The organism is Paenibacillus sp. GXUN7292 (assembly GCF_050864975.1).
Lineage (GTDB): Bacteria > Bacillota > Bacilli > Paenibacillales > Paenibacillaceae > Pristimantibacillus.
Map to the genome: position 1 here is coordinate 20,006 of NZ_JBOZWO010000018.1, position 13,745 is coordinate 33,750.

The window sequence follows — 13,745 nt, forward strand, 5'->3', positions numbered from 1 at the left end:
AGTGACTTTTGACAGAACTTGAGGTGGACTATGGAAGTCATCAATAATATTAGCCAACTTCTTGGCGATGATTTAAAGCATTCGATCCGTAAGGGTTCAAAGCTGTCAATAGCTGCATCATGCTTCTCGATTTATGCATATGAAGCGTTAATGAAAGAGCTGAATCAGGTAGATGAAGTTAGATTCATCTTCACTTCTCCTACCTTCGTTGCAGATAGTTTTAAGAAAGAAAAACGGGAATTTTATATTCCGAAAAGGAGTCGAGAAAAGAGTTTATACGGTACAGAGTTTGAGATTCGACTCAAGAATGAGATGACACTGAAATCAATTGCAAAAGAGTGCAGCGAATGGATTAGAAAGAAGGTCAAATTCAAGTCAAATAACACTTCTGGATCCATGCAAGGAATGGCAAATTTGCAGTCGGAAAACGGAACCTATACTTATATGCCAATGGATGGTTTTACAACAGTCGATCTCGGTTACGAGAAAGGTAATGTACTTTCAAAAATGGTCAATAAGTTTAATGAAGCTCCAATTACTAAAACTTATATCGATCTCTTTGATCAGCTTTGGAACGATAAGAGCAAGCTTGAAGACGTTACAGATCAGGTAGCAGAGCATATTTCATCTGTGTATAGAGAGAACTCTCCTGAGTTCATTTATTATGTCATTCTATATAATATCTTTAATGAATTCTTGTCAGACATTACAGAAGATATACTGCCAAACGAAGCAACCGGCTTCAAGGAAACGGAAATTTGGAAACGTCTTTACCACTTCCAGAAAGACGCTGTGCTAGGTGCGATTAATAAGCTGGAAAAATACAATGGATGCATTCTTGCAGATAGTGTAGGTTTAGGTAAAACAATCTCTGCTCTCGGGATCATCAAATACTATGAACTTCGTAACAAATCGGTCTTATTGCTGTGTCCGAAGAAACTTGCCGATAACTGGCTCACTTATAAACAGAACGTGACCAATAATATTCTGTACGCTGACCGACTAAGATACGATGTACTTTATCATACGGACATTTCCCGTGAGAGAGGCAAATCTAACGACATTCCACTAGACAGGCTGAACTGAGGCAACTATGATCTGCTCGTGATCGACGAATCACACAATTTTCGCAATAACGAAGCGAAGAAAGATAAGGAGACAAGGTATCAGAAGCTGATGTGGAAAGTACTAAAGAGCGGCGTCAAGACTAAAGTATTGATGTTGTCGGCAACCCCGGTGAATAATAAGTTCGTGGATCTTCGCAACCAGCTTGCTTTGGCGTATGAAGGAAATCCTGAAGAAATCAATAATAAGCTGGGCACTGAGAGAGGCATCAACGATATCTTTAAGCGGGCCCAGTCAGCCTTTAACCAATGGTCCAAGTTGGATGCAACTGAGCGGAAGACAGAGACGCTGCTTGGTATGTTGGATTTCGACTTTTTTGAGCTGTTGGATAGCCTGACGATAGCTCGTTCTCGGAAGCACATTCAGAAGTATTACAAATCTGAGGAAATCGGTGAATTTCCTAAGCGGCTACCGCCTATATCCAAGTTCTGTGATCTGACCGACAGAACGGATGTCATTGGTTATAATGATATCTTTATGGAGTTGTCCAGAATTAATCTCGGCATCTATGCTCCATTCAAGTATATTCAACCAAGTCGCTTGCGAAAGTATGAAGAATTGTACGATACAAGTGTTAAGGGTGGAAGCGGGAGCTTTAAGCAGTTGGATCGGGAAGGCAGCTTGCAGCTTCTGATGAGGATCAACTTGCTCAAACGGCTAGAGAGCTCGGTAGAATCGTTTCGGTTGACACTGTCCAAAATTATTTCCAAGCTGGGTCAGACACTGGAGAGAATTGAGGCGTATGAGCAAAGTGGAAAATCAGATCCAGTTGGATACACTGAAATAGAAGACGCTAATCTCGATGATGACGACTGGCTTGATGATGACTATTCCATCGGAGATACGATTAAGATTAATCTTTCCGATATGGACGTGCTTCGATGGAAAGAAGACTTGTCGAACGACTACAATATTCTGTCTAACCTTCACGAAGAAATGCAGAAAATAACGCCTGAACATGATGAGAAATTAAATGTTTTGAAACAAGTCATCGATAAAAAAATTAGTGAGCCAATCAATTCAGGTAATCGGAAGTTTATCATATTTAGTGCATTCACCGATACAGTGGCATACTTGTACACCCATTTATCCGAATACATGAAAATAAAATACAACATCGATACCGCTAAAATTGTTGGTAGCGATGAGAATAAGAATACCGCTGGTTTGCGAAATGACATCAGTACATTGCTTACTTGCTTCTCGCCGCGATCTAAGGAAAAGAAACTGACAATGCCAGATGTAAAGGGCGAAATAGATCTACTTATTGCGTCCGACTGCATCTCTGAAGGGCAAAACTTGCAGGATTGCGATTTTCTCATCAATTATGATATTCACTGGAATCCAGTACGGATTATCCAACGGTTTGGACGAATAGATCGGATTGGCTCTCAAAACAAAGCCATTCAGTTGGTGAACTTCTGGCCCAACATGACGCTAGATGAGTACATTCAATTGAAAGAACGTGTTGAGAATCGTATGGTGATTATGGATATGACAGCAACCGGCGACGATAACGTCCTGTTTAATCAGTCCAGCGATCTGGAATACCGGAAGCAGCAGCTTAATCGTTTGCAGAACGAAGTTGTTGATCTCGATGACATGAACACGGGAGTATCCATAACGGACTTAGGGCTTAATGATTTCCGTATGGATTTCGTAAACTACGTCAAAGAGAATGGTGAACTTGATACCGTGCCAAGCGGACTGCATACTGTTGTTTTTGCTGATGAAGAAAAAGGTGTTAAACCTGGCGTCATATTCGTTCTTCGCAATGTGAATGAAGAATTGAACCCGGACAAGCAGAACCGTCTGCATCCCTTCTATCTGGTCTACATGAGTGATGATGGTGAAGTCATAATTAATCATATAGATGTCAAGAAGACACTCGATGTCCTGCGTGCTCTATGTAGAGGACAAGCAGATCCCGTTCTAGATGCTTGCCATAGCTTCAATCAAGCGACCAAAGACGGTAGGAGGATGGATGCCTACTCCATGCTGCTGGAGGAAGCAATCCGCTCCATTGTTCAGGTGAAGGAAGAAGGCGATCTGGATAGCTTGTTCATCTCAGGAGGCACAACAGCATTAATCGATTCGGTCAAAGGGCTTGAAGACTTTGAACTCATTACTTTTGTTGTCATTCGGCAGGTGAATGCATGATGCTTCAATTACCAACAAGCACACTTGTGAATCGTAAGATTCCGAAGAACAAATTCTATGAGAAGCTCCATGCGAATCAGCACCTGAAGGAACTGTTTACTGAGCAAGTCGAATCGATCATCTGGAAGCACAAACTATCTAAAGAAACGATCCGTCTGGAACCGAAAGATGACATTGAGGAAGTTCAGGTGTTTGAGATTCACTTGAAGGAGCGAACCTACTCACTTGATCTGTTGCGGAGCATCGACAAGGCGATCCCGTATCCCATTCTGCATGTCATCATTTACGAAGATCAGGTAAAACTCGCTATCGCCTACAAGGAACGGAATCAGACGGACGATAACCGATCTGTTGTACGTTCCTATCATGAATCAGAATGGCAACCTGTAGAAGATGTGAAGCTGAACATCGTTCAAGGACTTGATCTAAAGGCGGTCTACGAAAACATCATCCGTCAACTGCTGCCGATCAACTCGAAGCCAGATATTGAGCTTACAGCTGTTCTGGAGCGACAAGCCAGCATAGATAAGCTGACGCTAGAATGTCAGCGGCTAGAATCCAAGATTCGCAGTGAAAAGCAGTTCAATAGCAAGGTTGAATTGAATATGGAACTGCAACGTAAACGTAAACAACTGAATCAACTTCTCGACTAAGTAACTGGAGGTTTAATTGAATAATGAATAAGTTGACAATGAAATCTACTGATTTGACTCAGGTCAATATCGACAAGATTGTAGAATTGTTTCCTAACGTAATTACCGAGGCAAGGGATGAACAAGGAACAATCAAACGAGCGGTTGATTTTGATTTGTTGAGACAGGAATTGTCCGACTACCTTGTTGAAGGTGAAAAAGAACGGTATCAATTGACGTGGCCGGGGAAAAAGGAAGCAGTTCTCACCGCAAATTGTTCTATTGATAACTCATTGAGACCCTTATTATCGGATAGTGTTAATTGGGATGAAACACGTAATATGTATATTGAAGGCGATAACCTTAAGGTGTTAAAGCTTCTACAAGAGTCTTACTTGAACAAAGTGAAGTGTATCTATATTGACCCTCCGTATAATACGGGAAAAGATTTCATTTATAAAGATAACTTTGTTGCATCAGAAGACGAGTATTTGGAAGAATCCGGACAGGTTGATGAAACTGGCATTCGATTGTTTCAAAACACCGAGTCTAATGGGAGATTTCACAGTGACTGGTTAACTGAGCTTTATCCAAAGCTCAAATTAGCAAGGAACTTATTAAAAGATGATGGAGTTATATTTATTAGTATAGATGATTACGAGATGCATAATTTACGAAAGTTGTGCGATGAGATATTTGGTTCAAGCAACTTTGTTACAACTATTGTATGGCAAAGGGCTTTTTCTCCAAAGAATGACGCAAAGTATTTTTCGGCCAATCATGATTATATTCTTGTTTATGCGAAAAATATTGACTCATTAAACATTAAACTACTTCCTAGATCAGAAGAATCAAATAATAGGTATAAAAATCCTGACAATGATCCAAGAGGGGCATGGACGTCTGGGGATCTAACGGTAAAGACATATACTGAGAATTATGATTATCCAATAATCACCCCAAGTGGTAAAGAAGTTTTTCCAACTAGGGGAAGATGTTGGTTTACTTCAAAAGAAAATATGCTGAAGTTAATTCAAGATAATCGGATATGGTTCGGTGAATCAGGTGACAATACCCCGCGATTAAAGAGGTTCTTGAAAGACGTGCAAGACGGAATGGTTCCTTTGACAATATGGCTTCATGAGGATGTGGGTCACAATCAGGAAGGACGGCAAGAATTAAAAAAATTATTTGATAATAAGGGATACTTCGATGGACCTAAGCCAACTCGATTGTTGAAACAAATATTGCAAATCGCTAATTGTAAAAACAATGATATCATTCTAGATTTCTTCTCTGGTTCCGCATCAACCGCTGATGCAGTTATACAATTGAATTCAGAAGATGGTGGAACACGTAGATTTATTATGGTTCAAATACCAGAACAAATAAATGAGAGTACTGAAGCCTTCAAAGATGGGTATAAGACAATCTGCGAAATTGGAGAAGAACGAATCCGCCGTGCTGCTAAGAAAATAAAAGAAGAAACAGGAGCAGACATTGACTACGGATTCCGTGTATATCGAGTGGACTCTAGCAACATGAAGGATGTGTACTACACGCCGGACAGTTTGGGCCAATTGAATCTGGATGATGTGGCAACGAATATCAAGGAAGATCGTACTGGCGAGGACTTGCTCATCCAAGTGATGCTGGAGTGCGGACTAGAGCTTTCACTACCTATGGAATCCAAAGAAATTGAAGGTAAAACCGTCCGTTATGTTGCAGGCAACTCCTTGATTGCTTGTTTCGATGATGAGGTATCAGAGTCAGTCATCAAAAAAATCGCTGAGGATCAACCTCTTCGCGTTGTATTCCGTGATAGTTCTTTCCAAGATGATTCTTCTCGTATCAATGTCGAAGAACTGTTCAAGCTACTCTCCCCAAGCACTGAAATTCAAGTGTTGTAAGGAGGATGAACAGCGATGAAAATTAAATTCAAACATCAACAGTTCCAATTGAATGCTGTGAAAAGCATTGTTGACGTATTTCAAGGACAACCCAACGAATCCTCTCGTTTTACGCTTGATAAAGGTCGACGGCAGAAAAGCGTGGAAATAGGTGATCTATTTCAACAAACAATAGGCAATGAGTCTGAATATGGATTCAAAAACAATCCTATTAAGTTGATTGATCAGGAAGTCTTGAATAACATCCAATCGACTCAACGTAATAATGGATTAAAAATGTCTGAACGACTTGAAGGCAAATTCAATTTGACAGTAGAAATGGAAACCGGTACGGGTAAAACATACACCTATATCCGTACCATGTTCGAGTTATATAAGAAGTATGGTTGGAGCAAATTCATAATCGTCGTGCCTTCTATCGCTATTCGTGAAGGGGTGCTTAAGACATTTCAGATCACTGAAGATCACTTCATGGCGGAGTATGGCTCCAAAGCTCGATATTTTGTTTACAACTCGAAGCAGTTGCATCACATCGAGAATTTTGCCAGTGATGCTGGTATTAACGTCATGATTATTAACTCTCAGGCGTTTAATGCGAGGGGTAAGGATGCAAGAAGAATATCAATGGAACTGGATGACTTTAACTCCCGGCGTCCAATTGATGTTATTGCGAGCACCAATCCGATCTTGATCATCGACGAGCCTCAATCTGTGGAAGGTCAGAAAACAAAAGAGGCTTTGAAAGATTTCAAACCGTTGTTTACGCTTCGATATTCGGCAACTCATCGGGAAGATTACAACAAAGTCTATCGTCTTGACGCTTTGGATGCGTACAACATGAAGCTGGTCAAGAAGATTAGCGTTAAAGGCATCTCGGTCAAAGGTACAAGTGGAACGAACAGTTACGTATACCTGGAAGGCATTGATGTCAGCGACAAGCATGCTCCTGTAGCACGACTTGAATATGAAAAACGTACTAAAACTGGATTAACCAAAGTATCAAGGAAGATTAAAACCGGCGATAGACTCTATGATCTATCCGACAATTTAGAGCAGTATAAAGGCTACCAAGTATCTGAAATCAACGGACAGAATAACAGTATTAGCTTCACTAATGGTGTCTCCTTGTACGCTGGAGACGTACAGGGAGATGTCAGTGAACTTCATTTCCGTCGAATCCAGATTCGGGAGACACTGAAGTCTCATTTCGAGAAGGAGCGGGTATTGTTCCATCAGGGGATTAAAGTGCTATCGCTCTTTTTCATTGATGAAGTTGCCAAGTATCGGCAGTATGATAAAGACGGTAATGAACAGAACGGTGATTATGCGGATATTTTTGAAGAAGAATACATGGAACTCCTGAATGAACAATTGTCACTGTTTGCGGATGATCCTTATATTCAATATTTGAATGCAATCCGAGTGAAGGATACGCATAAGGGATACTTTTCGATCGATAAAAAGAGCAGTCGGTTTATTGACTCTAAAGTATCAGCCAGAGAAACCGCTTCTGATGATGTCGATGCATACGATCTGATCATGCGGCATAAGGAGCAACTTCTCAGCTTCGAGGAGCCGACACGGTTTATATTCTCCCACTCAGCGTTGAAAGAAGGCTGGGACAACCCGAATGTATTCCAGATCTGCACACTCAAGCATAGCGAGTCCACGATCAAGAAGCGTCAAGAGGTTGGCCGTGGACTGCGACTTTGCGTGAATCAATCTGGTGAACGAATTGACTCAAGTATTCCGGGCATTGACGTTCATGAGATCAATGCTTTGACTGTTGTAGCTAGTGAATCCTACGAGCAATTTGCCAAGCAACTTCAAAGTGAAATTGCTGCTACGTTGTCGGATCGACCACGCAAGGCAGATAATGGCTTCTTCTTGGAAAAAGTCCTTGTGAATGCCCACGGTGAACAATTGAAAATCGACGATAGACTTGCGACCAAGCTGCAAAATGCATTCATTCGTAACGGCTATACGGATGATGACTACAATCTGACGGATGTCTACTTTGCTGCCGTAGAAGAACAATCCGTCAAACTGCCCGATGAACTGAATGGGTATCAGGAGCAGCTTATCGAACTTGTCAAATCGATCTACGTTGAAGGCAAATCGGATATGACGAATGACGATCGGAAAAATACGATACCATCCATTACAGTGAACAGCAACTTTTACAAGAAAGAGTTCAAGGAATTATGGAACCGGATCAATAAGAGATCGGTATACACGGTTCAGTTCGACTCAGAAGAGTTGGTACGGAAGTGTGTTATGGCGATTGATATGAGCTTAGACGTACCCTCCATACGTTACTCCATCAAGCACGGGGAAATGAACGAGATTGAATCCCGTGATCAACTGAAGCAAGGTGGAGCTTTTATACAGCGAGAGACGCAGACAGAATACGTTCACGGACCTGCAACATCGAAGATTAAGTACGACTTGATCGGTAAGATGATGGATGAAACAAAGCTCACTAGGAAAACGATCGCTGCTATCTTGAAAGGCATCACACAGGCTAAATTCATGCTGTTTCAGAAGAATCCTGAGGAATTTATACTCCGGGCATCCAGATTGATAAATGAACAAAAAGCGACAACCATCATTGAATCCATCACTTATGATGTGATCAATAATACATTCGATACGGATGTGTTCACGAAGAACACGCTGAAGGGACAGCTTGGTCAAAATGCGATAGCTGTTGAGAAGCACATCTACGACTATGTAGTAACAGACTCGAAGATTGAGCGGGAATTTGCCAAAGAGCTGGATACAAGCAAGGAAGTACACATTTACGCCAAGCTGCCACGAGGCTTCTACATTCCGACTCCAGTCGGCGACTACAATCCAGACTGGGCAATTGTATTTAGAGAAGGCGACGTCAAGCATATTTACTTTATTGCAGAGACAAAAGGCTCTCTGGATTCTATGGAGTTGCGTGAAGTCGAAAAGGCAAAAATTGAATGTGCACGGCGACATTTTGCCAAACTTAATTCAGATCAGTTGAAGTATGATGTGGTTAACAGCTATGAGAAGTTAATGGAGGTTGTTAAAGGGTAATAATACTATATTGGGCCGGGGATCAATCTTTGCTGATCCTCGGCTTTTTATTAGTAGGACAACAGGAGATGTTTTATCTTGACAATTATTAAAGAGCGTTGACAGTATTATGCACTAGGTTATAATTAGGGGATAGAATAATGTGGAAATGGGAAAAATGAGGAGAACAGGATATGATACAACAATTCTCGCCGAATGGCAATCTAACACCTGGGATTCACACCTATAAATTAGATGAGTTCGAACAGCAATTTGTATATGACTTTTCAACTTCAACTCGCCGGACAGTAATATATAATAATTTCAGACAGTGGCTTGATCAATTACTTCAAGTCCTTCCACCACGTTATGTGTGGCTAGATGGAAGTTATCTTACCCAAAAAATTGATCCTAATGATATGGATCTTGTGTTGTTCTACTATCCCGAGGATATTCAGGATCAGCAACAAGCTGCTATACTTGGAGATTTAATTAATCGTGTTTCCAGAAGTTATGATTGTGATGCTTATCTTTGTTTATCATTTGAACATTGGAGCTCGCAACAACTGCAAACTTTTCCACAACAGAATCATACAATAATGCAGACCTATTGGATGGGACAGTTCGGCTTTGATAGATCCCGGGAACCAAAGGGAATGATACAGATAGAACAGCAAGAGCTGATATCAATAACGGCAGGAGGTGTAAAACCATGAACGCCTTCGATGAGCTAACAAATCGTATTAAAGAGACAGAAGAAATTATTGAAGTTTGCAAAGCGAATCATAAAGCTATAGGGTTACCAGATTATATCTCAAATTTAGAGATTGCTTCGCTACAGCAGAGACTTACCGACTTGAAAAATAAATTTAATGAAGAGGTGCGAAGCCATTCAGAGGAACTAGAGGTTAGATTAGAAACAAGAGATCTTCCTTCTGGACAAATACCTGTAAGGACACTAACAACAATACTTGGTGGTTTGCAAGCACTTACTGATAGTGTTGCGAATACATTATTCAACCAGCCAAGTAACCGTGGTCCAATTCCACAAGATATTATTGAACGCAATTCGTGGGTGCTTAAGACTGTTAAAGCAGGATCGTTTATTGCAGTTATTGACTTGAAGCATGAAAACCAAATGTCCATGGATGAAGTGCCTCAACATCAGATTATTTCAGAACTCTATAGTCTATTCAATGCTTCCGATGATGAAGAACCATTACTTGACGCAATCTCATCATTGGGAACGAGAACCCTAAAATATTATACGGACTGGACTAAGAGTATACGTGATTTAAATGTTCCAGTAGAAATTAATTGGACTACGACACAAGTTCAAAATGATGAAACAAAGATATCTTTTGACCCAGATAAGGCAGATAAGATATTCACCATTCTTAATGAGAGATTAACTTCGAGAGAGGAAGAGATAATCCTTCAAGGAAGATTAACTGGAATTAACGTAAGAACAAAATCCTTTGAGCTTTGTGCAGTTGATGGAAACAAAATTGTAGGTAGGATAGTTAAAGATAAAGTTTCAAAATCTGCAGGGTATCTTGATAAAAGATGTCGTGCGGAGTTATTAAAAATTATTACCCGAAGCTCCGCCGGACAAGAAAAAGTATCGTGGACTTTAAACGACGTCGAAGATGAGGAATGAATGTGTGCTAAAGGGTGTCTGATATAGCCCCTTCTTGTTCGTTTAGTTTCCGTATTCAACAGATACTGTGAAATGTTACAATGGTCATATTTATGGTCACAAAACCACCGAAAACAGTCGGAAGCATGGGGGATACACGAAACCGAATAAGAGGTGTAGCATTCATAATTAGGGTTTTTATCCCATTTATCATTTCTCTATTAAGAGAAATACAAGACCCATTAGTCCCCTGACATTCTGTTGTTGGGGGACTGTTTCTTTTTTAATAATTAATTAGGATATTAGAACACCCTCGAGAACTTTGACGAAATGAAACAGGGATTATTTTTTTAAAAGAACATATGTTTCGTGACATATGGGTGTCTTATCATAGGTTTATACTAATAGTAGAAGCAGATGAGAGGAGATTGTTTCAATGCAAACAGTTAAACTGACTGAAAAAGCTCTAAAGTCTAAAGGCTGGACATACCAGTTTGATTTATCTGTTTTAGATGATAAAAGTGAAGACTTGATTAATGAGCATATTCGGAATATGTATGCATCGGCGATTCAAGCGCTTTCTAAGCAGAAATCGAAAAAACTATTGAAAGGGCCATTTATTTTTGGAAATGTAAGAAAAGTTTTTAGGAGATAATAATCGATTTGTGGATGGTTTGGCGTTAATTGTAACCCCATTCTATCAAGAGGTTGTTGGTAGAGATGTAGACCCGATAGTTGAGACCATGAGACGACATAAAGGATATATTCGGATGGAATCTGCAATCCCGATATTAGAAGGAGCGGTTCCTACGGGTGTATATGAAGATGGACAGGTCATTCCTATAGTATCGGATATCGCATTGCTATCCAAGTTGAATGACACTTTTGAGGAGCATCAATATATGCTTTCTCTAGTCAATCCAGGAATGATACTTAAACCCAATCCCTACGATTGATTAATTTACGGAGACTATTCTGATAATAACCCAAATTGAAAAAGCATTATCCACTGATAAGGGGGACTGGATCGACCAGTTCTGGAGATAACCATATTGTTGGAATTTTTTTGAATAGGATAAGTCATAATGTTGAAAAAGTTGGAAACACGGAGGGATGTAATAAATGAAAGATTATGAAGCAGCAATAGCGATATACCAACAATTAAAGGACTATCAGTTTGAACCATTTCCCCTTCATATTGGTGAAGCGGAAATTGAATTTAGAGAATATAAAATATCCAATACAGACGATGGTAACATCCATTGGCTTTCATTTACTGCAGAAATCTCGGATCAAGATTATACATATGGCCATTACAGCGTAATGCTTCGTTTGGGTAGTTGGGAACGCAGTTTTTTCTCAAATGGGCAATCCTATTACATCATCGGATACGTTAATAACAATTACCACCATGAAGTCAGTCTAAAACACTTATTCCCCGATAAAGAAGTCACCACTGAAGAGGTTTTGATCGAGACTCCTATCCGTTATACCCAAAGGGATGGTGGACTAAATAATGAATTACGCCGTAAACATACCATTTCCATATTAGAGCAGTTAGGATGCGAAGTGGAAGGAAATAAACTGGGCTTAGGAACATGGTCCATTAATCGAAATGCTTTTGTTGACGGTATGGAACATTTCATTAAAAATATGTTGGCGACTACGTTGGTGAAAGCTCATTTTCGAAAAGGGAATGATATTCTTATTCCTGGCTTACCGCAAATATCATCAGACTCACTAATCGAGGATAGGAATGATTCCATGACAAGAGTAATCAGAAGCTGGAAAATAGCGCCCGGACCAGACGCGGAGGGATGGAATACGGCGTTAGAGCATAACAATATTTTTATAGGCTGGCCCGAGCTTGGGAATTTAGATCAATATGAGACCAAGGAGGAATTGGTAGAGCAATACAAAGAGGTTTATGAAATCGACTATAATCCAATGAATGATAGCTTTACATTGTGGGCTTTCCATAATGATATTGAAATTGGAGATGTAGTTTTTGCTAACCGCGGCGGAAAATGTATTGTTGGCATTGGGAGATTTAACGGGAATTATGAATGGGATAACGATGAGCATTACCCTAACAAAAGAAAGGTGGAGTGGTTGTTTGAAGGGGAAATATATTTTGATTACAAAATATTTCCAAATAAGACTTTGAGCATAATCGATTCCACCAAACTTGAAACCATACGGGAGGCCGTATATGAACAAGTAGAAAATGGCCAAGAAATTTGGGAGCAGCTGTATGATCGATTCGAGAAAGAAAATCAAATCAATATGATTGATGCGTTTTACAATTATGTAAGAAGTCGAAAATTCCATTTTTCTAAAGAACTGTTAGCCAGATTTATTTATTCGCTTAAATCAAAGCCTTTTGTTATTTTATCAGGCATTTCAGGGACAGGGAAAACCAAAATTGCACAACTATTCGCCGAATTTATGTCCATATCAAAACCAAAAAATCTCCAGGCCGAAACGACAAATGTATTTGAGTATACGCTTCACCCTTACAACTTCAATTATTCCAGAATGATTGTCCCAGTAGCGATTATGGAAACATTGGAATTACCCGACTTGGACAAAGGACAAGAAATCATTCTTCAATTCGATCAAATGAACGAACCTGCATTAATAAAAAAAGAAGAACGAGGCCATACCAGGTTAGGATTTCGCAAACAATTTAATGAATGGCTGCAGAACCATTTTCAAGCTGGAAGCTCTTTATATATGCAAATTTTTGAGAACGGTCAGTGCATCAGATTTTATAAGAGTAAGCCGGAAAAAGAAATTATTCCTGTGAAACAGTGGTGTTTCCTATCCGTGCGCCCGGACTGGCTGGATCATCGGGGATTACTGGGATACTACAATCCAATCCTGCAAAAATATCAAGTGACCGAGATGCTGAAAATAATGCTTAGGGCGCAAAAACATCCGAAGCTGCCCTTTTTTGTCATTCTTGATGAAATGAACCTAGCTAAGGTCGAGTACTATTTTTCTGATTTTCTAAGTTGTTTGGAGAGCCGTCGGGTTTCGAAAGATAGTAATCTTATTCAGGAAAAAATCTCGTTGCATCAAGAGTTTGAACAAGGAATATCTTTTGTAGATGAAGATAATACGATCTATAGCGTGCCAACGGATTTGGAGATTCCGGAAAATCTCTATTTCATCGGAACCGTCAATATTGATGAGACGACATATATGTTCAGCCCTAAAGTATTGGAC

General features: G+C 39.9%; 9 protein-coding genes and 1 pseudogene. All 10 read left to right on the plus strand.

Going from position 1 to position 13,745, the window contains the following annotated elements; genetic code table 11:
• The first annotated feature begins 30 nt into the window (after nt 1-30).
• Nucleotides 31-1,086, plus strand: coding sequence for an SNF2-related protein (locus ACRRU2_RS15575; protein WP_432503052.1), 1,056 nt, complete (start codon nt 31-33; stop codon nt 1,084-1,086).
• A 90-nt stretch (nt 1,087-1,176) separates the two neighbouring features.
• Complete coding sequence (locus ACRRU2_RS15580) at nt 1,177-3,285, plus strand: helicase-related protein (RefSeq protein ID WP_432503054.1); 2,109 nt, start codon at nt 1,177-1,179, stop codon at nt 3,283-3,285.
• Nucleotides 3,282-3,938 (plus strand): DUF4391 domain-containing protein, encoded by a 657-nt coding sequence (locus tag ACRRU2_RS15585; protein WP_432503056.1) that lies wholly within the window; start codon nt 3,282-3,284, stop codon nt 3,936-3,938. Before ACRRU2_RS15580 ends, ACRRU2_RS15585 begins: the two co-directional genes overlap by 4 nt.
• 23 nt (nt 3,939-3,961) lie before the next feature.
• A complete protein-coding gene (locus ACRRU2_RS15590; protein WP_432503058.1) occupies nt 3,962-5,827 on the plus strand; it encodes a site-specific DNA-methyltransferase in 1,866 nt (621 codons plus the stop codon).
• A gap of 15 nt (nt 5,828-5,842) precedes the next feature.
• Entirely contained in the window at nt 5,843-8,896 is a 3,054-nt protein-coding gene (locus tag ACRRU2_RS15595; protein ID WP_432503060.1) for a type III restriction-modification system endonuclease, read from the plus strand.
• A 173-nt stretch (nt 8,897-9,069) separates the two neighbouring features.
• Entirely contained in the window at nt 9,070-9,591 is a 522-nt protein-coding gene (locus ACRRU2_RS15600) for a DUF6932 family protein (protein WP_432503062.1), read from the plus strand.
• Complete coding sequence (locus ACRRU2_RS15605; protein ID WP_432503064.1) at nt 9,588-10,535, plus strand: hypothetical protein; 948 nt, start codon at nt 9,588-9,590, stop codon at nt 10,533-10,535. The genes ACRRU2_RS15600 and ACRRU2_RS15605 overlap by 4 nt, the downstream gene beginning before the upstream one ends.
• 415 nt (nt 10,536-10,950) lie before the next feature.
• Nucleotides 10,951-11,169, plus strand: a complete 219-nt coding sequence (locus tag ACRRU2_RS15610) for a hypothetical protein (RefSeq protein ID WP_432503066.1) — start codon at nt 10,951-10,953, stop codon at nt 11,167-11,169.
• Nucleotides 11,170-11,284: 115 nt separating this feature from the next.
• Nucleotides 11,285-11,470: a hypothetical protein gene (locus ACRRU2_RS15615; RefSeq protein WP_432503068.1), complete on the plus strand. Its 186-nt coding sequence runs from the start codon at nt 11,285-11,287 to the stop codon at nt 11,468-11,470.
• 1,399 nt (nt 11,471-12,869) lie between these two features.
• Nucleotides 12,870-13,563 (plus strand): annotated as a pseudogene (locus ACRRU2_RS15620) (hypothetical protein); the annotation flags it as partial.
• Nucleotides 13,564-13,745: the final 182 nt, after the last annotated feature.